Genomic DNA, 23,585 nt, shown 5'->3' with positions numbered 1-23,585 from the left:
CTAATCAAGAACCAGTTTGACGGTAGATGATTTTTGCTCCGATCTGCAAATTTTTATATAAATCTAAAAAGATTTGGTTGGGAACCATTCCTTCTGGATCTCTTGAAAATTCAGGACGTAAACGTTTTAAAAAATACATCCCCATTTCCCCTTTGTTTTTAGCTTTGACCTTACCGCGATATTCACATTCAAAAAATCGTTTTACTTTATCGTAAGTAGTCTCTGATAAATTGATTTCACCAGCATCACTAGAACTTTCCATCCTGCTTGCAGTGTTCACAGCATCACCCCAAACATCATAAGCAAATTTTGATTTTCCAACAACACCTGCTACTACGGGTCCTGTGTGGATACCAATTCGAATTTCCCAGAAATCTTGGCCTAACATCTGTTTAAAGGATCGAATTTGTGTCATAAATGATTTGATTTCCATGGCAAACAAACAGGCATCTACGGGGTGAGTGAAATTTCCTTGCGGAATTCCACCAGCAGCCATGTAAGAATCCCCAATTGTTTTTAATTTTTCAAAATTATGCCTAACGGCTATATCATCAAATTGGGAAAAACATCCGTCTAATTGTTCAATCAAATCTTCCGGTGACAATGATTCTGCCGCTTTTGTGAAGTTTTTGAAATCAGTAAATAATATACTGACGGATTCATATTCCATAGGAACAACTTCTCCACGTTCAATGAGTTCATCCGCTAAATCACCAGGAAGTATGTTTCGAATGAAGTGAAGTGTTTTTTCTCTCTCTTTTTCCAAATCTCTTCGCAAATTTGCATTGTGAATTGCACCCGCAACTTGTTCACAAAAGGAAATGATTTCTTGGAATTCAATTTGTGTCCAAGGATTTTCTTTTGTTAGGCGAGTGACACAGACAATCCCGATGGTTTGGCCTTGGACCACAAGAGGTATATGCCCAAAAATTTCTAATTTAAAACTTTCAACGATTGAGGTATCGATTAGGGTTAGTTCTTTCCATCGCGAAGATTTTTTCAGATAAATTGGTTTTTGTTTTTGAAAAGACCGATAGAGGGAACCGATGGATGGAATCAATTTAGGACGGAATGTTCTTAGAAAATTTGTGACGAGTAATCCTTTATTGAATACTTCAGCACCTTCCATAAGAGGGACTAATGTATTGGATTTTGGATCTACTAATAAGATAAAACCTAATTCAACACGGTGATTCGCTTTTAAATAACTAAAAACTTCTCTTGTGATATCTTCAATTTCAGAAAAGGAATTAATTTTTCGATTGAATTTGTGAAGGTTTTCCAATTTCAAACGATTAGATTCTATGTTCTCTTTTTCTTCTTGGATTTTGGAGTTTACTGTTTTTAACTCATCAAGAAGATATCCTGTTTCAATTGTGCCTGCTATGTAATCAGCAATGATTTTGATCTGGTTGAGTTGTTGTTCATTTAATAAAAATATGCCTGAATAATCTAATAAATCCAGTGTTCCAATGAATTTATTGCGCAGGTAAAGTGGGACAATGAGAAGGGATTTTAGATTAGCTGATTTTTTATTTTCAAGTTCCACACCTTCTGTTTTATAAGTTTCAAAGTCTTCAATGTAAAAACTTCTTTTCCTTTTTCGAACATACGCGTGTGCATATGTAGTCACATAAGAATCGGAAACAGGGATTGTCCTTCCCATAATCTCTAATTTTACCGACTCGGAAAGTTCTTCTGGAAAGTTACTGTGAAAAAACTCTAAGGCATCTAATTCTTTTTTATAAACGTATAAAAGATAATGTGGCACTTTGAATTTTTCTCTGATATAAAATCCAAGTATTCTCAGAACATCTTTTAAATCAGTTGCTGAGTTGATTTCTCTCAAGAGGCCATCGAGGTCGGAAAGTTGGCCATATGAATCAACAAGTTTGTTCGAAAATTCTTCTGACTGCGTTTTTGTTGAGAGAAGATCTTTTTCTTTTTCTTCTAATTCCTCATTCAGTAATTGAATTTTAGATTTTAAGACGGTAACAGTATTTTGGTTTTCTTCATTTTGCTTGTATAATTTAGTGATTCCATAAAGAATTCCTAAAAACAAAAAACCGATCAGATAGATAACATAGATCATTTGATTAGGATTTTTGCTCCCCGTTTTTGTTGGGTATATAGTCTTTCAAATTTATCATTTGGGAGGATTCCAGAATCGTCTGCTAAATCCGATTTTAATGCTAACAATTCGTAAATAGGGAATTGTTCTCCTTCGTAAGTATTGATCATTCTTTGGTTGTCGATATGGAATAATCGTTTCACTTTGTCCATTGTTTCTTGCGAAATGTTAATCGAAACACCAACTCCACCACGTCTGATGGCTTGTGTTTGTGTGACCGTTTTTCCCCAAACATCATAATTGAATTTTGATTTTCCAATCACTCCCGCAACAACAGGTCCTGAGTGAATTGCAATGGTGATGCCATTTGGTTTGAATGGAATGTCTTTAAAATCTTCCATCATACGAATCACTTCGTTTTTAATTTGTAGGGCAGCGAGGCAAGCATCAACTGCATGAGTAAAGTTGCCAACTGGTAAACCTCCAGCAGCTAAATACATATCACCAGTCATTCTTAATTTTTCCATTCCCTTTGTTTTGATAATCTCATCAAAACGAGAGAAATATAAATCAAGTCCTTCAATCAATTCTTCTGGAGTGAGTAGTCCTGTAATTTGAGAGAAACCAGGAAAACTTGTCATGAGTAAAGTTACATTTTCAAATTCAACAGGATTCACTCTTCCTTTCTTTTGCAGTTCTTCTGCTACATTTTTAGGGAGGATGTTGAGTAAAAGTGAATCGGATCTTTGTTTTTCTTCTTCAATTTTTTTAAGTAAAAAGTGATTGTTGATGGCACTAGCAATGTGTTCCGAAACACCCACGATGGAATCAACTTCTTCACTGGTAAAATGTATGGTTTCATCATTGATACCATACATAGCCATTGCCACAACTTCATCATTATTCACTAATGGAGAAATTAAAAAACCTTTCATACCTGATTTTTCAGTAATTTGTTTGTCAATTTGATAAGGCATTGATTTTGGAACATGTTTCATGTAAAAATGTCTTTTTCGTAAGTAACATTTATAAACAAATCCACTTTCTTCTTTGAGAGGAAATCTTAGGGTTTTAAAAAAATTCACATTTTCATCATTTAACAAATCAAAGCCGGAATGATTTAAATAACGAAACTCATTGAATTCTTTGTCGAGAAAATACAATACACAGTTTTCAATTTTATAGTTTTTACGAATGAAGCCAAAAATTTCAGCAAGAATATTTTCTAAGTTGTTTTGAGAGTTTATCGTTTTTGCAAACTCATTCATTTTTTGAATTTCTGCTTTTGCTCTTTCCGATTTTTTTCGTTCATCTTCCGTTAATTGGAGTAATAATGAATTTTGAATTGCACCCGCGATTTGGTCACAAAAACCAGAAATACGTCTGAGCACTTCGCGAGTAACTTCCATTGGTTTTTGGTAGGAAGTAAAATAGGCAATCCCTATCACTTCGTTTTGTACAACCAGTGGGACCGCAATAAATGAAGTTAAACTTAACTTAGAAAAAATTTGTTCGTCTAACTCAGATTCGTATGATTGGGGAGGTTTAGGAACAAATAATGTTTTTTTACGCAAATACGTTTTATAAATGATCCCTCCTCTTTCATTTAATGGAACTCGAAAGGATTTTGCGAAATGTAACTGTTCTTCTGTTGCATATGTAGGAATTGTAGTTTTGTAAGTATACAATTCCTTTTTTTTGGGATCAATTAATTGTATGAGTGTAGCTTCAATTTCAAAACTCTTTAGTATGTAGTCAAACATCTCATCTATGATTTGAGACAAACTAGATTCAGAGTTTATTTTTTTAGTAAATTCATTGAGTTTGACAACTTCGTTTTTGGCATCTTCCATTTGCAAACGAGCGTTATCTGCAATGAACTTCTCTCGGTTCATTTCTTCCACAAGAATGGAATTTGTTACGGCAGTTGCAATGTTTTCAGCAGTATTCTCTACTAATTGTAATTGTGCTTTTGAAAAACTAGATCCTTTTTTTTCGCTGAAAATAGCCAACATGGCGATGACTTTTCCTTGTGAACTCAAAGGAATGATCATTCCTGGATTTTTCCCAATCAATTGGATGAATTTTTGATTGGATTCATTTAAACGTGATTCCCATACTTTTGCAAATCGAAAAGGTCGATTTCGTTTGTAAACATGGTAAAACAAACCAGCGCTTGGATCTAATGGGAAACTGACACCTCGAAATTTAGATTCAAGTTGTAATTCGGATGTGGAGGAAACTAACGCTTTGTGGTATTGGAGTTTGCCATTCTCTGAATCGACAAGTAATAGTATCATCGAATCACAGAATACCTCTTCCTTTAAATATTCGAAAGCTTTGTTAAGGATACTATCTAACTCAAGAGATGTGTTGAGTGTTTTTGCAAATTCATTGAGTCTTTCAATATTAGCTTTTGAAACTTCTAATTCTTTTGTCCTCTCAACAACGATATCTTCCAGTCCATCTTTTAAGATATTGAGTTCTTTGTTTGAAATTTCTAAACTTTCTTTTAATTTTTCGATCGATAAATAGGCTCTTGTGAATCCATAAGACAAAATATATCCTTGGAACAAAATAAAACCTAAAAATCCAAAAGGAGTGATATTCATTGTATTGATGATATTGTTTTGGTATAAAATGTCGTGTACGACGGTGCCAAAAACAAAACTAAAACCGATGAGAGATAAACCTGCTCCGACTGTATCGGAACGATAGGCCATGATTATGGCAATGGTGATACGAACACAAACGAGAATGAGGAAAATTTGAAAATAATGTATTTGTGAAGTAAAAACAGAGACAGGTAAAAACAAAGAAACCAAAAAAGGTGTGATGAGGGTATAAAGAACATACATTGTCCTTTGCCCCACAGTTTTAGGGAAAACCAATCGATAAAAATAAGCAAAAACAATGGTTGATATATAAATCGTTGCAAATTCCAATCGAATGAGGGCAGACATCGGAAGCGATGGAATGATGTCCAAAATATTCCTCTCACCAATCGTGAGAAGGCGCATAACAATGAGTAAACTAAATAGTGCGATGAACAAACTTGCTTTGTCTTGCCTTCGCATGAGAAACAAACCAAGGTGATACAATGCCCAGAGAAAAATACTTCCTGCTAAGAAGGAAGTGATTTGGTAACTACGATTTACCTTGTCGTATAACTTACGTCTTTCGCCTATTTCCATACTTTCCCAAAATCCGCCTTTCGAATAATGGAAATTGGATATTTCATATACAATTTCGGTTTCGCCAGAAACGGGTTCGAGATCCACTAAGATGGATTTGTAGGAAGGTTCAAAATAATTTGGATTGATTCCAAAACTACCTTGTTCCACAACCAATTTCCCATTGATGTACATTCGGTACGCAGATGATAAATCCAAATTGTGAAAGGCTAAAGTTGGTGTGTTTTCAGGAAAAATTACCTTTAGTTTATATGTCGCATATCCATAACCACCAAGTGTTTCACCAAACCAATCCACACCTTTCCAATTCGATGGAACTACTTGGTAGATGAACTTAGGTTCTTTTCCTAGCTCTTTTTCAATTTGAATGCCACTTAATGTTTCTTTCCAATAAAATTCCCATTCACCATCCAAGTTGATGTTTCCATCACGGAGGAAATCCCATGAAGACAAGTCGATTTTACCTTTTTCAGCAATTGGCTTGTTCCGATTGACTTCTCCGCAGGAAAAAATGGAGAAGAGAAGGCAGAATGATACAACCAAATGATACGTTTTCTTCATAGTTAGGCTACAAAGCCTATGAGAAGGAAAGGAAATGGAAAGGAAAAATTTAAGGATAACTCAGATTTATTTGGGAAGGATCAAAATGTTTCTCTAATGAAGGGACTATTGCATGTAAGATCTCTTCTGTTTCTTCTTTTGAATACGAAACAATTTTGTCTTTTTTTTCAAAAGGATGAAATAAAATGGAAGAGTCCTTTCGTTTGTCAGTGATCTGTTTTAAAAAATCGAGATTCATTCGAAACCCTCCTACACTGAGTTCCGTGATTCCGTTTGGGTTTAGTTCTTTCCCTAATGTTTCGGCTAACGATTGGTAATGGAATTTCCAATCTGGAATTCTAAGGACAGGATCAATACAAACTCTTACTTTCCATCCGACCTCGATTGTTTTTTGCATCGTTTTGATCCTAGCTTGTAAAGAGGGAGTTCCATGTTCAATCGTATCAATGACAATTTGTGGGCTGATTGTCCAAGCAAGGATGATATTCGGGTTTGGTGTTAGATGGGCAATGGATTGGAAATTGGTAGATTTTGTTCGGATTTCCAGGGTTAAATTTGGTTCCGTTGAAGCAAATTGGATCCAATTTTTTGTCGCAGGGAAAAACGATTCCAATGCCAACAAATCTGTGTCATACGAAAGTGCCAAATATAAAGATCCATTGTTTTCTAAGAACTTTTTTGTTTCCGTAAAAAAATCTTCCCAATTTACAAATAACACAAGATTTGCGGAAGGAAACATCCCTTGCAAGTAACAATACTCACAATCGTAAATACAATTGAGTGCTAACGTATTGTAATAAAAATGTTTGTGGGAAAAATTAGGTGAAAAGTCACTTCCTGGGTATAAAAAATGTTCTTTTTTTTCGGCTAACACCAATTTCGGAGATTGTTTTTGGATTCGAAAGTTTTGGGAATTACGATTAAAACTGTCTTTGTAATGACGAATGGGAATTTTGATCGCATTTGGAAATTTGGATAGGATTTCCTTGGTCCGAAAGTGATCAGCAACTGCTTCTTCAATATAAATATGTGAAAATGATTTAAACATGGAGTTGTTTTTTCCATTCCTCCACAAATGTTTTCACTTCCGATTTCGATTTGATTTTTGGAACAAGTTCTAAGTTGGGCATGGGTATCTTTGTATTTGGATAACGCAAAAAATAAAATCGTAATGATTTTTTAAGATCATGTTTCATAGTTTCCGTTAGGCGTAGTTCTTTCACTTCTTTCCAAATGTCTGGCCAAATTTTTGTTTCAAATGGATCTTCAGTCACCCAAGGAAGAGGGGTAGTCCATTCAAAGAATAATGGTTCCATCACATTTGTTACTATGGATTCCACAGTTTCTGGTTTGCAAAAATTCCCTTCTAAATGATCAGAGATGACTTTCCCAATCGATATATTTTCCAAAGGAAAATAAAGGGATGCCGCTTCAAAAAATCCAGATCCTTCCATATCAACAAGTGATACCGATTGTAAATCCGTTTCATTGAAGACTTGGAACTGGTTCTCTGTTTTGGTTTTGGAAACAGGACGATCAAATGTCGTGAGGTTTGTTTCCATTGGAAATACAGATGAAGTCATCCTTTCTGGATAATAGTCCTTCCCAGTGACAAAGTCAGTGATTTTATGAATCCAAAAGAAGTCACCTACCTTCCAATTTGGTTGATTGGAACCTACAATTCCTAAATTCCAAACTTTCATTTCATCTCTTTCTTCTTTCGGCAAAAGGTGTGCAAACTCGGAAACAGCAAGTGCCATTGCAATTTTTCCAATGCCTGAAATGATGATGTACATTGAATCTTTTTTGTAGATTCGAAATTTACCAGAGTGGTGGACCGGTTTTGCATTTGTTTTTTGGATCCAAGGTTTTGCTTCGGAAAGAACTGCAAAAAACAATGATGGCATAGTCTAAAATTGAAGGAGGGGGTCCTAATGCAAAGAAAAGTTTTGTTTGCTATTTTTCTATTTGTTGGATTGAATCTGTATGCTGGAGGAAAAAAAATGTCATTTCATAATTTAAAATCTGTAACCATCCAAGGAAAGGAAATTTCTCTAGGTGATTATAAGGGCCATCCCGTTCTTGTTGTCAATGTAGCATCTAAATGTGGTTATACGCCGCAATATGAAGGATTGGAAAAACTCCATCTCGCATACAAAGATAAAGGTTTAAAAGTGATTGGTTTTCCTTCTAATGACTTCGGCGGACAAGAACCTGGAACGGAAGCTCAAATTGCAGAATTTTGTAAGCTTAACTTTGGGGTGAGTTTTGATCTGATGAAAAAAACAAAAGTTCTGGGAAATGACAAAGATCCAGTGTACCAATTTTTAACTGAGAATGCAAAAGAAAAAGGTGATGTAAAATGGAACTTCGAAAAGTTTCTCATCGATAAAAATGGAAACGTTGTGAATCGATTTCCATCTTCCACAAAACCTGAAAGTGTCGAACTGAAAGCAGCCATTGAAAGTATTTTATAAGAAAACATTCTCTTTCTTTTTATATTCGTTTTTTGTGTTTGGGTTGTTTGGGCAAACCATTCCTAACAACCTAAACATCATACGAACCAAAACTTCTGAAACAGTTTCCATGGATGACATCATCAAGGAAACAAAACAATATGATGTAATCGTACTTGGTGAAGAACATGATAATCACGAATTACATCGGTTTTACGAAGGGTTCTTACGTACACTATATGCAACAAATGTGGTAAGTTTATCACTAGAAATGTTGGAAAAAGACCAACAATTCATTGTGGATGAATACCTCAACGGAACCATCTCGGAGTCTCAATTTTTAACATCCATCGTACATTGGAAAAATTTCAAAACGGATTATTTGCCTCTTGTCAATCTAACAAAGGAATACCAATGTAAAGTGATCGCTGCAAATCCCCCACGTAGGTATGTAAATTTGATTTCCAAAAAAGGACTTCTGGCATATCGAGATTTTTCATCTACTGCATTAACCTTTTTGCCACAAGCCTACACCTTAGAAAAATATCTCACCAAAGAATACAAACAAAGGTTAACTGATCTTTTTGGTGGGGTCGAACATTCAAACCAACATAAAACCAATCTCCAATATATGATTCTTGGCCAAGCTACCTGGGACCAAGGTATGGCGGAGGCCATTTCCGCCGAAATCCATAAATCTGGTAAAAAAGTGGTCCATTTGAACGGACGTTTTCATTCCGATCGAAATGGCGGAGTAGTGTCTAGGTTACGAGAAATGGGTTATTCTGTAATGGTTTTATCCGGGTTTCCCAAGGGGAGGGAAGAGGAATCAGATTTTGTGAAAATCGCTGATTTTGTAATTTTAACAAACGACCGATAAGAATAGGGAGAACCTATGTCGGCACTTTCTCCCAAATACCTTTGTCCTCATTGCCAAAAAGCATCTCGTTTGCCGGAACCCATTCCAAAAGAAGGAAAGTTTCAACTAACGTGCGCTCATTGTGCAGAAAAAGTTGTATTAAATTTTGTCGATTATCGATTTGAAATTGTTCAAATCCTTCCCAGTCCAAAAGAAGATCTGAAACAATCTTACCAAAGTTTTAAAATTCCAGTTCCCAGTATCACAGATTCAATTAAAGACTCTTCTCCCTCAAAAACTTCGAGTGGAAAACCAAAACCTTTTTTTGAAAAGAGAGTGGTTTGGGAAAAAGAACCAAAAAAAGAAAATGTAAAATTTAATACCAATCCCTTACGTTTCTCTCGAAGAAACAATAACACTCGAAATAATCCGTCTTCGTTTTCTTATTTACGTGTCGCCTTTACTGTCACATCGATCCTTCTATTTTTATTCATTGTTAGTTTTTCTTATTTTGTGGCAGGTGTACTTGCGACAAAAAAAGAAGTTCCCATGTATTTGGAAACTTTGTCAAAAAATATTCCAACAAAAATCTTGGATCGAAATGGACAAGTTGTAAGTGAAATTTTCCAAAAACGTACTTCTACTCTAAGTTTACAAGATTATCCAGAAGATATGATTTCTATATTATTGAATATAGAAGATCAAAAGTTTTTTTTCCATGGTGGGATTGATTATTCCGCCATCTTACGAGCCTTTTTTAAAAACATTATCAATCTAAGTTATAAACAAGGTGCATCTACCATCACCCAACAGTTGGCAAGGATCATTTTAGATGACAGACGTAAAAGTCTGAATCGTAAGTGGAGAGAAGCACAACTTGCGTTTGCCTTAGAATCAGTATTAACAAAAGAACAAATTCTCGAAACCTATATGAACCATGTTTATTTAGGCCATGGTGCCTTTGGATTTGGAGAAGGAATTAAGTTTTATTTCCAAAAAAATCCAATGGAATTATCGAAAGAGGAAATGGTGTTACTTGCTTCTCTTCCTTCAGCACCTAATAAGTATTCACCATTAAAAAATCCTGAAGATTCCTATACGCGTGTTCGCGCCATTTTGAATATGTTTAGGAATCGTGGCATTTATCCCAATTTGGACCGAGATAAGTTTGTTAGTTTTTATCATAATTTATCCACAAGGTCTCCAAATGAAACTGTCTTTGGCTCTCGTCATGACATTGCTCCTTATGTAACTGAACATGTACGTGCTATTTTATCTTCTCTTGAAGGTGAAAAAAATATTTATGAAAGTGGTGGATATACTGTAGAAACAACACTCGATCGGAATGCACAAGAATTGATTGGTCCCATTGTAAGGGAATACTTATCCAAAAACAAACGTTCTGGAAAAATTCAGAAAAGACGAGTACGGTTGAAACCTGAATCACCTCTGGACCTTGCATTTCGCCAAAAGATGGAAGAGATATCAATATTGAATGAGTTGGTATGGAATCCTGATCATTTAGATGGGGATAAAGACCAATCTGTTATCCAAGCAGCAATTGTCGGAATACAACCTAATACTGGACAGGTTTTATTCTTACATGGCGGAGATGAATTTAATTCTTCGAACCAGTTTAATCGAGTTACCCAAATGCGTAGGCAAACAGGTAGTTCCATTAAAGCAGTGTTATATGCGTCTGCAATTGATTCAGGGTCTATTCATGCGGGCATGAGAATCTTAGATGCACCCTTGTATTACCGTGGGGGTGGTGGAAAAGAATGGGCTCCTGAAAATTTAGGGGGAAGTTTTGATGGAGAAATTTCACTTCGCACAGCTCTTGTTAAATCCAAAAATACAGCAGCTGTACAGATTGCAGAAAGACTCGGTAGTTCTGGGATAGAAAAGTATTTTACCAAATTCTTTTTTCCAAATGAAACTGAGAAAAAAAATAGATTTCGCGGTGATCTTTCTTTGGCTCTTGGTACACTTGAGATTTCACCATTAGAGATGGCTTCTGCTTTTACAAGTTTTGTGAACCAAGGCACAATCAAACGCCCTTACTTAATCCAAAGGATCAAAAATTCCAAAGGGAATGTCCTTTACGAAGTAGGAGGAAGTGATGAGTTTAAATTAAAATTACCTGAGGAGAGACAAGTAATTCGGCCTGATTCTGCTGAAGTGATGATCTCATTATTACGGGATAGTGGTAGGGCAAGTGGCGTACGAAACGGTGGTTATACGGGAGATCTAATCGGTAAAACTGGTACCACAAATGATTATAAGGATGCATGGTTTGTAGGAGCAAGACCAGATTTATCTCTTGCGGTTTGGGTTGGTTATGACAATCCAAAATTTGGAATGGGTCCAAGTGGTCTTGGTGGGGCAGTGGCCGCTCCTCTTTGGGGTGAGATTCTTGCCACAATCGATAAAAAAAGTATCTTACCAAAAACACAATTTAGTTTGCCAGTGTATGCAAAACCTTACAAAATTTGTACATTATCGGGAAAACAAGCATCTCCTACCTGTCCGAGTACACAGGAATTGTATTTATCTGATTATCCACCAGAAGGCCCGTGTATGGAAGATCATAAATCTACTTCCTCGGATCATAAGGATTTAATGAAAGGATTGTATTAATTGTACCAATTGTTGAAGTTTCAAAATTTTGTATTCGCCTTTGTGTTGTATGTTGGTAGTTATTTTGTATCTGGGATATTATTTCCCCTTTTAGCAAATGGTGCATACGAACAAGCTTATGAAATGGAACAAACAAATACGTTATTTGCGATTCCCTTATATGAAAAAGCACTCAGTCAAAAACCTAGTGGTAAATTACAAAAAGCTGTTGTTTCTCGTTTATTCTTTCTCTATAAAAAACATTCAAAGTTATTAGATGCTTTGTTTTTAGGAAGTCGTTTCCCATCTCTTATTCCATCAAAAGATCGTTCATGGATTTGGAACCAACTTACTGATATTTATAAACCAATCAATGTTTCAGAATTATCTTCCACATATGTATTGGCTACAAAGGCAAATGGAGAGAATTCTAGTGAATTGCGAGAACATTTGAAACAACGAAATTTGCCAAAATTATATGAATTTTCTTCCATACTCTTGTTAAAACGCAAACAATACAAAGTGATTTTATCTCTTTACGAAGAAAATCCTAGTATGTTCCTTACGCCATTATTCATCGGGATATCTGAATTAAAATTAGATACAGAACAGGGAAAAGAATTCTTAAAAAAAATTTTAACCGATTCTGACAAAGAACGAACAGACCAAGAAAAATCTGATATATTGTATCTAATGGGAGTCCATTATCGTCAATCGAATGAACACGAGTTATCTGCTCGTTATTTTCGAATGAGTGGTAGTTTTTTTGCAAAACCCAGAGCTGATTTGGAGGCTAGTAAATCTCTCGTGTTACAAGGAAAAACGAAAGAGATGTGTTCTACATTTAAATTTTTTGTATCTCCATTTGATGAGATCGAAACTCTCCTTCATTATCATTGTTCTCCCAATGGTACACAATCATCACGACCTATTTTTGCAAGCATTCGAATCCTCGCTGAAAGAGAAGGGAACGAGTTTTTAAATGTGTTGTATCCAAAGGATAGTTTATGAACCAATTGAAAGAAAAGCTTCTTCTGATCGGCATCATATGCATTTTTCTTTTTATTACTTTACCTGTATTATCAAATTTCCTTGTCACTCCTGATGAAATTCTAAAGTTGGAATTCCAAACAAACGTTAGGAGCCAGTTACGTTTTTGTAAACAAAATCCCATCCAAGTGTATGGAAGAAATCCAATCGGTTCTTTTACCAACTGTGTAGCAGTTTTGGAAAGTGAAGTGACATTGGAGTCTTTTTTCCTAGAACCTTTAGAGGAAACAACAGAAACTCAGTGGGCCTTTTATGATTCCGCAGGAAAACAAATCTTTCCTTCTGTTAGTTGGGAAGGTGTGGACCCTATGGTTTTTGTTTCTCTGGTTCGTTCCAAACGAGGCCAATTTGGAGTTCAGTTGCAAAAGAAAAAGGATGGAGCTTATTTTTTTTATAGAACGAAGTTACTGAACTGGGTGATCTAAAAGGTTGTTTTTTTCCTGAAGTATCAAGTTAGTTAGAAAAAAATTAGCAAAGAAGATGGTTCCAACTGTAGTGTTGGATTTTGCGACATGTGAATTTCTATAAATGCCTATTGATGGAGTATGATCATGCAATTGTCGGATTTAGGTTGGAGTTCTTTTTTTGAACTGAATTTTGATAAATACAAAAACCAAGGTCTGTTGGCGATGCGTATCATCAGAGAGAACCGAGAAAAATATATAGCTTGTGGTGAACATGGAGAATATAACTGCGAGGTTTCAGGAAAATTCCGGTTCCATACCGTCACTAAAAGTCAATTCCCAGCAGTAGGTGATTGGGTAGTTACTTCCGTAATTGAAAATGAAATGAAAGCAATCATACATGCAGTTTTGCCAAGAAAGACTGCTTTTAGTAGGAAAGTTGCTGGCCCAATAACGGAAGAACAAGTAATTGCAGCAAACATTGATACAGTCTTCATCATCACCGGATTAGATTTAAATTATAATTTAAGGCGTATCGAACGTTTTTTATCAATCGCATGGGAAAGTAAAGTTTTGCCAGTGATTTTGTTAAATAAAGCAGATCTTTGTCCTGAAGCTGAGTTGCGTAAAATTGAAGTAGAGTCAATCGCCATTGGAGTTGATGTTTATACGCTTAGTGCAACTCAGAATGTTGGAATCGATATTTTGAAAAAATACATTCAAAAAGGAAAAACTATTGCCTTTCTCGGTTCATCAGGAGTTGGAAAATCTACGATCATTAATTCTCTCCTTGGGACGGAACAAGTAAAGGTAAATGAAGTTAGCGAATTAGGAAGTCGTGGCAGACATACAACAACTTATCGTGAATTATTCGTACTTTCCAATGGTGGTATGATCATTGATACACCCGGAATGCGCGAACTACAAGTTTGGGGTGAGGAAGAAGGATTGAAGCATGTCTTTGATGATATCGAGAAAGTGAGTTTAAACTGTCGATACCGCAATTGCAGTCACCAAAACGAGCCGGGTTGTGCAGTTCAAATCGCGATCCACAATGGAACTCTTGATCCGAAACGGTTGGAGAGTTTTTTAAAAATGAAAAGAGAATTTGCCTATTTAGAAGATAGACAAACTATGAAGGCAAGTGCAATAGAAAAGGCAAATTGGAAAAGAATTAGTAAACTTGCGAAGAACATAAAAAAGAATAAATCGGAACAAGATTGATTCTTTGAATTAGCTAATTCAAACATCCAAAACACCTTCACCATCCTGGCTACGTTCGCGCGGGCCCGTCGTCGATCTTTTCCGCATCGTGCGGAAACTTCTCCCTATGGGTCGAAGTCGCTCGGGTTCTATTCGAATCCTTCAATCGGTTGTTAGTTGGGGATTTGTTAGTGGTAAGAGTCTTCTTAGTTTGGGCAGGGAAGGTTCGCCCACCCTTCACTCCGCCATCCTGGCTACGTTCGCGCGGGCCCGTCGTCGATCTTTTCCGCATCGTGCGGAAACTGCTCCCTATGGGTCGCAGACGATCTCCTCTATTCGAATCCTTCAGTTTGGTGTTAGTTGGGAGTTTGAATTGTGGTAGTAGAGACTTGATTGGGCAGGGAAGGATTCGAACCTTCGAAGGTAAAACCAGCAGATTTACAGTCTGCCCTCGTTGGCCACTTGAGTACCTACCCGAAGAAGTTGCATGGAGCCGCCTGAGGGATTTGAACCTCCGACCGGCTGTTTACAAAACAGCTGCTCTACCACTGAGCTAAGGCGGCATGCATATCCAATTTTTGTGAAAAGCCGTTAAGGTCAAATAAAAATTCTTTGAGTGGTGATGGATTCTCACAGAATGACCCTAGATGGCACTGTTTTTTGTGAATTCTTTAATGACCCTATCCATTTTGGGATTTTATACTGGTTATTTTTTTAGGAAAGTTGACATTACAAAACATCGAATCGCAAATTTGATTGGGATTGGCTCAAATTTAACAGCTGCGGTTTATTTATTGTGTATCAAATATTTGTTAGGTGGTATATCTGAGTTTCAGATTTATCCAACAGCACCTGATTTTGTCATTCATACCCATCGTTTTTTTGCTGCGATCAGCCTTGTTTTGATGCTCGTGATGGGTTTCACTGGATGGAAAAGAAAACGAAATTTGCATGTAAAATTGCATTACATCTTTTTGCCTTTGTACACGATTGTTTATATCTCCGGTCTGTTTTTATTTCAATCAAAACCGCTTTAAGGAATGTTCATGGAAAAAATTGAAGTCGCAAAGAAATTTGCAAATGATATCCGAATCCAAGTAATCAAAATGGTTACGGCAGCTAATTCTGGTCACCCAGGCGGACCACTTGGACTTGCTGATATCTACGCTGCCCTTTATACTTCTATTCTTAACCATGATCCCAAAAATCCAGAATGGTCCGAACGAGATCGTTTGATTTTATCCAATGGACACGTTTGTGCAGTTCGTTATGCTGCCATGGGACTTTCTGGTTACTTCCCGGTGGAAGACCTGTTGACATTCCGAAATATTAACTCTTATTTACAAGGACACCCTTCAACTCGTTATATGAAGGGAATTGAATCTAGTTCGGGTTCCCTTGGACAAGGTCTATCTGTTTCCGTTGGGCTTGCACTTGGAGCAAAGTTAAAGAAAGAGACATATAAAATTTATACATGTATTTCTGATGGCGAATGTGGTGAAGGAATGACTTGGGAAGCAGCACAATCTGCAGTTCACTTTAAAACAGATAACCTCATTGCCTTTATGGATCGTAACTACATTCAAATTGATGGTAACACAGAAGAAGTAATGAAGTTAGAACCATTGGATAAGAAATTTGAAATGTTTGGTTGGAATGTGATCAATGCAGACGGACATAATATGGAAGAAATTTTCTCTGCATTTGCGAAAGCAAAACAACATACTGGTGGACCAACACTGATTGTCTTTAGAACCATATTAGGCAAAGGTGTTTCTTATATGGAAAACAATCCAAAGTGGCATGGTACTCCACCAAATAAAGAACAAGAAGCACAAGCTCTTGCAGAATTAGCTTAAACTTTTTGTTTCGATTGACTTTTTCATTTTAATCAAGATAGTTTTTGCATGGGACAAAACTCCTTTCCTGATTTTTACCCGGATGATATCACTCGTTTATTGTATGATTGGGAAGTCGCACCTACAGAAAAAAAACGTTTTATATTAAAACTTATCGCTTCACGTATTCCTTGGCAAATTCAATTGGAATCTGCCTTGGATGAAGTGAAAGATCCTTATCTTCGTGTCCAAGCAAGAAATCTAAAATCAGAAATTTTACGGCATCGTTTAAGGCATTCGTTCTTCAAACTCACGTTACGTGGGAATACCAATCATTATAAAGATTTAGAAGAGATGGTTGTTCAACTTTCTAGTATTGGTTTTCCTGATCAAAATTATGCAGAAATCAAACATGAATTAGATCGAATTGCCCTTCGTATTTCTGAGTTATATGATGATCATTCAGGTTATCTAACGGACGAACTCAAAGTACAAATCCTTTGTCAAGTGATGTTCCAAGAAGAAGGTTTTGTTGGAAATATCCAAAATTATAATGATCCGGGAAATTCCTATTTATTCCAAGTTATCAAAAGTCGTTTGGGAATTCCAATTTCATTGTCTGTTGTATACCTTCTTGTTGCACAACGTCTTGGTTTACCTTTATACGGCACCAATTTACCATTACATTTTCTCTTACAATATGAATCAGATGGTTATTTCACATACATCGATCCTTTTCATGGCGGGGTTTTATTAGATAAATTTACCTGTGAGAAATTTTTGGAAGCGAATGGATATTCCAACTCACCAAAATATTTCACAAAGGCATCTACACTATCTATGATCAAACGTATGTGTCGCAATTTACTCCACATATATAGAGACAATCAGACCAAAGAAATGGAAAATATGATTAAGGATCACCTTCAGATTCTCGAAAGTCGATCCACACATGTTGAATAACGGATGAAGTCTAAATTCAATATCCAATCTGTACTATCAAAATTTGATAAAAATTTAGACAGTATCATTCACGAAGACATTCCTATTCTCAAAAAAATAAAAAAACAGGTAATCACTTCTGGTGGAAAAAGGATTCGACCTTTTGCACATTATCTTTTTTGCCAATTTTTGGAAGTAAAGGATGTTAGTTGGTTAGATGTGGGAAGTGTAGCAGAACTCATTCATGCTGCCAGTTTACTGCATGATGATGTTGTTGATAATGCCCCAATCCGCCGTGGGAAACCTACGATAGGTGCAAGTTTCGGAAACAAAACAGCAATCCTTGCAGGTGATTATTTATTGGCATGTGGAATCAGCCGACTCAATTCCCTTGGAAATCCTGAACTGATGGAAATTTTTTCCCAAGTGCTTCGTGATTTATCAGTGAGTGAACTCTTGCAAATGGAATGGGAAAAAAATCCTAAAATCACTCTTAAGATTTATGACCAAATCATTTATGGAAAAACTGCCTCATTGTTTGGTGTTTGCACAGAATCAGCTGCTATCCTAGCAAACAAATCAATCTCAGAAAGAAAACAGTTTCGCCAATTCGGAGTTAGATTAGGAAAATTATTCCAGAAAAAAGATGATTGTCTCGATTATTTTGAAGATTCAAAAACAAGTGGAAAAGAGTTTTTAAAAGACTTTAAAAACGGATTATTTACCTATCCAGTTTTGTTATTACGATCAAAACTTAGTATCATTGAAAAATCTAAATTGAATCGAATGTTCCAAAAAGAATTTCGAGATGAAAATGATGAGAAAATCATCTTAAACTTAATGAAATCAAAAAATATTCCAAACATGCTTCATAAAGAATTGGAATCAGAAAAAAATGACTTATTACTCTTTTTAAATCAATTCCCTAAAACAGAAGAAAGGGAACTATTCATCGAACAACTAAATCGTCTTACTTAATTAAAATTTCATTCTGTTTCATTCGGATCTATCAGTTCGATCACAGGAAGTGAAATGGAAAAACATGTCCTGCCAGGTTCTGATTCTAGGGAAATGGATCCATTGTGTTTTTCAATGATGGATTTAGTGATTCCAAGTCCCATACCTGTTCCTTCCCCTTGTTGTTTGGTTGTAAAAAATGGTTCAAAGATCTTTTTTTGAATTTCAATTGGAATGCCAGGTCCGTTATCGATGACTTTTACTTCAACATACTTCCCATTTTTTTCAGAACTAATGGTAAGATTACCTTTTTGTTTCATAGCTTCCAAAGCATTTAATATTAAGTTCGTCCAAACGCGCATTAGGTCCTCGGGCCATCCAAGTAAAGTTGCATCAGTTAAAAATATTTTTTTTAAAGAAACTTTACTTCGCATTCGGTATTGGTAAATCGTAATCACAGTTTCAATGTTTTCGAGTAGAGTGAAAATTTTTCTATGTTCTGAATGTGTGATTCTTGAAAAGTTTTTGAGAGCAAGGATGATTTTTGATGAACGGTCAACAGCAATCTGAATGATTGATAGATGGAGCCTAAAGTTTTTTTCATCTAAAATTAAATCGGTAAGTTTTTCTTTTCCTTTTTTTAATAATAAAATTTGGTCTTCTTCAAGTTTCGTAATGCCAACATCCAAAAACTTTTCTAATGTTGCCTCGTCATAATCCAAATCATTATCTTTTAGTGTTTTTTTAAGATCGGATTTTTTCTCCTTACGTTCTGTATAACTAGCCAATAAACCAAAGTCCGATTGGTATCGGAAAAGCTGTTTTAATGTATTGATTTCGGATGTTGATAAACTGTCATAAATGTTTTCTTTGGATCCGAGTAAAGTTGTTTCGTTTTGTTTGGATTCCAATAGAGTTTCAATTGAAGCTTTAATGGCACTCAGCGGGTTATTGATTTCGTGGGCAACACCCGCTACAAGTTTCCCGAGTTCAGTCATTTTTTCTGATAAAGCTAATTGGTTTTCTGTTTGGCTTAATTGTAAAATTGTAGATTCTAATTTTTCTTTTTGTAATTGAAGTTCTTTTGTTCTCTCCGAAACCATAAACTCCAGTTCTTCGTTAACTTTTGTTACAGTCTGTTCTTTGATGATCCTGGTTTGAATTTGGAACTTTGAAATGACTATTGTAAAGATAGTCATTTGAATTGCGGCACCAATTTCATTTGCGGAACTTAGAAAAGGGAAAGAAGGAAGATAGCCAGTGTTAGTGAAAATTAGGAGTATTGTGCTAATTTGCCTTGCGAAGAAGGCAAAAAACAAAACATTGGCATGTTCCTTTTTTTTGATTAAGCAGTAGATCGAATATCCAAAAGTCGTAGTGGATAACATAAAACTGTTGGTGTAAATAAATCGAAAGTAAAGTTGAAGGTCTATGATTGCCAAAGTGGTAGACGTCAACATTAAATATATATAAAGTTTTATATATATATCAAAATTAGGATGTTCCTTTTTTGTATGTAAAAACTCTCGTAGGAATAAAACAAAGCCAATTGGACTTAATGACAATAGTCCCGGAACATAACGAAAAAACCATTCTTGATTGCTGAATCCATATTCATAAAACAATCCAGATCGTAATACATTCGTGAATAGGATTGTTATTATCGCAAAGGTTAATAGTAGAGATATTTTTTCTCTGAGTAAAACATACTGTGCTGCAGTAAACAAACACAATAGGATACAAAGTCCAAGGTAGAGTCCTTGCCATAAGGATAAAGACTTTGTATATTGAAATAACTCTGATTCTTTCCGAATATGAAAATTGATTCGATGAGTATCGTCTGATTGAATTCGGAATCGATATAATCCTTTTTCTTTCGCTGGGAATAAAAATCCTCCCGTATACGAAACTTCTGGAAGTTTTTTTCGAAACAAACCTGTTTCGAATTCTTTTAGTTTTTTGTTATTTTGGTAAATCTCACAATCAATCTCCGATAACATCCCATTTTCAAAATGAATGTAACGTGTTTGATCTTCTTCTAGTTGGATTTCATAATAATGGCTTTCTTTGGTGAATCCAAAGTAATAAATGGATTGTGATTGGCTATGAGTGATGGATAGAGAATTGGGACTAGTTCCAAGATGGACCAATTGAGGTTCCCCTTCTGCAAAAAGTAGAAAGGGAAAACATAAAAAACTTAGAACAAAACGAAACAAACCAGAGTGTAGTTTATTTACTGAGGAACGATATTAGGTGCGTTACATTTTATGGTTCCAGATATGATCACTGATTTTGCATCTCCACTTGTGTTTTGAACAATACAAGTTTTGTTATCAGACGTAAAACATCTAGAAGTAGTCGTGACAGAAGTACAGTTTACACCATCAGTAGTAAAACATTGGAGTAAAATGGTAGCAGAGTTAGTTGCTGTTGTTGAGTACGTACCATTGAGACGGATCTCAATATTAAAAAAGGATATTTGCTGAACGTTTTGGATGGAAGTATCAATATTGATCCCTTGGTTAAACCACTTCACTGTTCCTTGTGTGCCTTGCACTGTTTTTCCAAACAATCCACCTGCAAGGATAAATCCCTGTTGAGGGTCGATGTTCCCTTGGATTTGAGTGCTGTCGTATTGAAATCTGATGTTCAAAGTTTCTTTGGTTTTGAAAATTAATTGAGAAATCACAGAGAAACGAGTGTTATTCGTGCTTGTTCCTGTAGAACCAGTGGTTCCTGTAGTTGTCCCCGGAGTTGTTCCTGTTGTTGCAGTGGCCGGAGAGGCTTGTCCACAACTTGTTGTTACACTCGTATCTACTTCTCCATTGAATGGGTATAAAGCAGGGGTACTATCATCTAAGATGCTAAGAGCTGCATTATTATCATTTTTGAGGCATCCCCAAAAAAAAGGAACAAGAACCAATAGAATTGAAATCAGTCGGAGCATACCATCCAATCGTCCCAGGAATTCCCAATTGGGTCAAGAGGATTCAGAATTTCCTTGGGAAAATTGATGGAAATTCTAAAGTTGGCAGATGAGGTTTCCCATCGGTCTAAGTTCTGTGTTTTCGATCCAGGGACCACGTTCGATTTATGTCTATTCCCTGCTCATAGGCTTATTTTCCGGTTTTGGGGCCTATGGATTCAATTGGGCACTCACTTGGACAGAATCCTTTACATTTGGCAATTTGATAGGGTATGATCCAGGGACACCTGCAGGAGATTTGCATTTTCACTCTGTCGACAAAGTAGGGGATCTTTCCCCTCTTTGGATCCTTTTTTTGCCTGCCATTGGTGGCCTCTTTGTTGGTATCATTACTAGTTTTTTCTGCCAAGAGGCACAAGGAGGAGGGACAGATTCACTCATCCACGCTTTCCATTTTAATGAAGGAAAAATTAGCACCAAAGTTCCTTTTTATAAAGCACTAGCCACCATACTCACGTTAGGTTCCGGTGGTTCGGGGGGAAAAGAGGGACCAACTGCTCAGATTGGGGCTGGTTTTGGATCTAGCCTTGCTAACTTTTTGGGAGCAGGTGCCAGAGCAAGGAGAACATTGATGTTAGCTGGAACTGCTGGTGGACTGGGAGCCATCTTTCGTGCACCGTTAGGTGGTGCCATCACAGCAGTTGAGATGGTATACCAGGAAGATATCGAAAGTGATTCACTTGTCCCTTGCGTTTTGTCATCCGTAACTGCTTATCTTACTTACACGAGTATTGCGGGAAGTGGTTCAATCTTTTCTGTTAAAGAATATAGTTTAAATGATTACCGGCATATTCCCCTATACATTGTTCTTGGACTTTTGTGTTATGTGGTAGGTTATTTTTTTGTTAAGGTATACCATTGGGTACAGGATATTTTTTCCAAACTCCCTTTACCAAATTTCTTAAAACCTGCGTTTGGTGGACTCATTGTGGGATGTATTGCCTTATTATTCCCGGAAGTGTTAGGATCTGGATTTGGACTCATCCAAAGGATGATCAATGGAGAAGTGTTAACCTCAACAAGTTTTGGTTTTTCTGGACCGTTTTTTTTACTTGCAGTTGCCATCTTTAAGGTTTTTTCCACTTCCTTAACTGTAGGATCAGGAAGTTCAGGAGGATTGCTTGGACCTTCATTTGCCATAGGAGGTATGTTAGGTGCCTTTGTGGGGACAATGGCAAATGTATTATTTCCTGATCTCAACATCATCGTTTTCCCATTTTTACTCGTAGGCATGGGTTCATTTTTTGCAGGTGTTGCAAGAGCTCCAATTGCAGGAATGATCATGGTATGTGATATGATTGGAAGTTATGCATTACTACCTGCACTTATGATTGTCGCAATGATTGCAGTGGTTTTATCTCATAAAATTTCAATCTATAGGAATCAAATTAAAAACAGATTTTTATCTCCTTCTCACCATTGGGATATGAACCAAGATATCATGGATCGGATTCGCATTCAGGATCATTTTACTGAATTCAGAAAGTATGCGATGGTTTCGGAACATCTTTCCTTAACTCAATTACAATCCAATGCTCCTGGTATCCAAGCAAGTGATTTTATACTCATAGGATCCAATGAAGAATATAAGGGAATTGTCTCACTCAGGAAGAATAGAATCCTTCCAGAATATGAAGCAGAGCTTAAAAATTTAATCACTTGCGGAGAAATTGTACAGGATGTGCCTCCAGTGTGTCAAAAAGATACATTGGGAAAAGCTCTTCGTATCTTATTAGAATATGATGTCGACAAACTTGCTATAGTTGAAGAAAATAGATGTCTAGGATATTTGCGTTATATTGATTTATTTAATGCCTATCAAAATGAAGTGAAAAATAAAAATAAAAAAACAAAAGCAGTATGAGTATTTCTAAAAATTCAATTCATCATAAAATTCTAAAATTCACATCTAATTCTTGCCTGATTTGTATTTATATTGTAATAATAACTTTGTTTTTCAATTGTTTTGGTTCTGGGCAGGTGGTGGAAAAAAAACCAGACCAACATGTGAAACCAATTGTGATTCCTCCTCAATATTTAAAACCAATTGTCGGGAGAGTGGAATGGGTAGAGTTTCCAAACTGGAAATTAAAACTTAGAGCAAGAATTGATACTGGTGCTCTCTCTTGTTCCATTAATGCTGTGAACATTGAAAGAGTGGTTGAGAATGGTGAAACCTTTATTTTGTTTGATACTTTTGTAAACGAAAAACCAATTCGATTAAAAAGTAAGTTTGTAAAGGAAGCAAAAGTGACTAGTACTTCTGGTGTTTCTGAAAAACGGATTATGATTAGTGAAGTCATAAAAATTGGAAAATACAAGGAAGAAACCATGATCAATTTAAATGATCGAACAAATCTAAATTATCCGATTTTGATTGGTAGGAATTTTTTACGCGGTAAATTTTTAGTGGATGTGTCATTATCACATCAATTAGGGGATTAA

The 23,585-nt window shown here is 36.0% G+C and carries 18 protein-coding genes and 2 tRNA genes; 12 read left to right on the top strand and 8 right to left on the bottom strand.

All coding sequences use genetic code 11. The features are described from left to right. Positions 1-4: 4 nt before the first annotated feature. Genes DI076_RS10745 through DI076_RS10730 form a run of 4 tightly spaced genes read right to left on the bottom strand, consistent with a single transcriptional unit; the run spans position 5 to position 7,733 of the window. Complete coding sequence (locus tag DI076_RS10745; RefSeq protein WP_108959870.1) at positions 5-2,092, bottom strand: adenylate/guanylate cyclase domain-containing protein; 2,088 nt, start codon at positions 2,090-2,092, stop codon at positions 5-7. After that, positions 2,089-5,826, bottom strand: a complete 3,738-nt coding sequence (locus tag DI076_RS10740; RefSeq protein WP_108959869.1) for an adenylate/guanylate cyclase domain-containing protein — start codon at positions 5,824-5,826, stop codon at positions 2,089-2,091. Before DI076_RS10740 ends, DI076_RS10745 begins: the two co-directional genes overlap by 4 nt. 49 nt (positions 5,827-5,875) lie before the next feature. After that, entirely contained in the window at positions 5,876-6,874 is a 999-nt protein-coding gene (locus DI076_RS10735; protein ID WP_108959868.1) for an SPL family radical SAM protein, read from the bottom strand. Beyond that, entirely contained in the window at positions 6,867-7,733 is an 867-nt protein-coding gene (locus DI076_RS10730; RefSeq protein WP_108959867.1) for a nucleoside phosphorylase-I family protein, read from the bottom strand. Before DI076_RS10730 ends, DI076_RS10735 begins: the two co-directional genes overlap by 8 nt. A gap of 27 nt (positions 7,734-7,760) precedes the next feature. On the opposite strand from DI076_RS10730, the gene DI076_RS10725 reads away from it, so the two are divergent. The 6 genes from DI076_RS10725 to rsgA all read left to right on the top strand — a co-directional run bounded on the left by DI076_RS10725 (position 7,761) and on the right by rsgA (position 14,438). Continuing rightward, a complete protein-coding gene (locus DI076_RS10725) occupies positions 7,761-8,303 on the top strand; it encodes a glutathione peroxidase (protein WP_108959866.1) in 543 nt (180 codons plus the stop codon). Continuing rightward, positions 8,287-9,162, top strand: a complete 876-nt coding sequence (locus tag DI076_RS10720; protein ID WP_217349943.1) for a ChaN family lipoprotein — start codon at positions 8,287-8,289, stop codon at positions 9,160-9,162. Before DI076_RS10725 ends, DI076_RS10720 begins: the two co-directional genes overlap by 17 nt. Positions 9,163-9,177: 15 nt before the next feature. Continuing rightward, a complete protein-coding gene (locus DI076_RS10715) occupies positions 9,178-11,781 on the top strand; it encodes a transglycosylase domain-containing protein (protein WP_108959865.1) in 2,604 nt (867 codons plus the stop codon). Beyond that, entirely contained in the window at positions 11,782-12,771 is a 990-nt protein-coding gene (locus DI076_RS10710) for a hypothetical protein (RefSeq protein WP_245918379.1), read from the top strand. After that, complete coding sequence (locus tag DI076_RS10705) at positions 12,768-13,235, top strand: hypothetical protein (protein WP_108959864.1); 468 nt, start codon at positions 12,768-12,770, stop codon at positions 13,233-13,235. Before DI076_RS10710 ends, DI076_RS10705 begins: the two co-directional genes overlap by 4 nt. Positions 13,236-13,361: 126 nt before the next feature. Next, a complete protein-coding gene (gene rsgA, locus DI076_RS10700) occupies positions 13,362-14,438 on the top strand; it encodes a ribosome small subunit-dependent GTPase A (RefSeq protein WP_108959863.1) in 1,077 nt (358 codons plus the stop codon). Positions 14,439-14,811: 373 nt separating this feature from the next. Here the strand turns inward: rsgA and DI076_RS10690 are convergent. Beyond that, positions 14,812-14,893 (bottom strand) — tRNA-Tyr (locus DI076_RS10690). A gap of 12 nt (positions 14,894-14,905) precedes the next feature. Next, a tRNA-Thr gene (locus DI076_RS10685) sits at positions 14,906-14,980 on the bottom strand. An 84-nt stretch (positions 14,981-15,064) separates the two neighbouring features. On the opposite strand from DI076_RS10685, the gene DI076_RS10680 reads away from it, so the two are divergent. From DI076_RS10680 to DI076_RS10665, 4 genes are read left to right on the top strand one after another with little or no spacing between them, the layout of a single operon-like run. Continuing rightward, positions 15,065-15,454, top strand: coding sequence for a hypothetical protein (locus tag DI076_RS10680; RefSeq protein ID WP_108959861.1), 390 nt, complete (start codon positions 15,065-15,067; stop codon positions 15,452-15,454). A gap of 9 nt (positions 15,455-15,463) precedes the next feature. Beyond that, positions 15,464-16,276, top strand: coding sequence for a transketolase (locus DI076_RS10675; RefSeq protein WP_100715657.1), 813 nt, complete (start codon positions 15,464-15,466; stop codon positions 16,274-16,276). 48 nt (positions 16,277-16,324) lie between these two features. Then, positions 16,325-17,218, top strand: a complete 894-nt coding sequence (locus tag DI076_RS10670) for a transglutaminase-like domain-containing protein (RefSeq protein WP_108959860.1) — start codon at positions 16,325-16,327, stop codon at positions 17,216-17,218. Positions 17,219-17,221: 3 nt separating this feature from the next. Further along, positions 17,222-18,175: a polyprenyl synthetase family protein gene (locus tag DI076_RS10665; protein ID WP_108959859.1), complete on the top strand. Its 954-nt coding sequence runs from the start codon at positions 17,222-17,224 to the stop codon at positions 18,173-18,175. 8 nt (positions 18,176-18,183) lie between these two features. On the opposite strand, the gene DI076_RS10660 is transcribed toward DI076_RS10665, so the two are convergent. After that, positions 18,184-20,370, bottom strand: a complete 2,187-nt coding sequence (locus tag DI076_RS10660) for an ATP-binding protein (protein WP_108959858.1) — start codon at positions 20,368-20,370, stop codon at positions 18,184-18,186. A gap of 17 nt (positions 20,371-20,387) precedes the next feature. Next, the gene (locus DI076_RS10655; protein WP_108959857.1) at positions 20,388-21,101 is read right to left on the bottom strand and encodes an LIC10920 family plasminogen-binding lipoprotein; all 714 of its coding nucleotides are present in this window, start codon (positions 21,099-21,101) and stop codon (positions 20,388-20,390) included. Positions 21,102-21,189: 88 nt separating this feature from the next. Here DI076_RS10655 and DI076_RS10650 point away from each other — a divergent pair, with 88 nt between their 5' ends. Both DI076_RS10650 and DI076_RS10645 read left to right on the top strand, forming a co-directional pair. Beyond that, positions 21,190-23,004: a chloride channel protein gene (locus DI076_RS10650; protein WP_108959856.1), complete on the top strand. Its 1,815-nt coding sequence runs from the start codon at positions 21,190-21,192 to the stop codon at positions 23,002-23,004. Next, positions 23,001-23,585 (top strand): ATP-dependent zinc protease family protein, encoded by a 585-nt coding sequence (locus tag DI076_RS10645; protein ID WP_108959855.1) that lies wholly within the window; start codon positions 23,001-23,003, stop codon positions 23,583-23,585. The genes DI076_RS10650 and DI076_RS10645 overlap by 4 nt, the downstream gene beginning before the upstream one ends.

This window comes from Leptospira ellinghausenii (assembly GCF_003114815.1).
GTDB lineage: Bacteria > Spirochaetota > Leptospiria > Leptospirales > Leptospiraceae > Leptospira_A > Leptospira_A ellinghausenii.
Note: the sequence above shows the minus strand (reverse complement) of the source record. Positions and strands in the feature narration are given on the sequence as shown.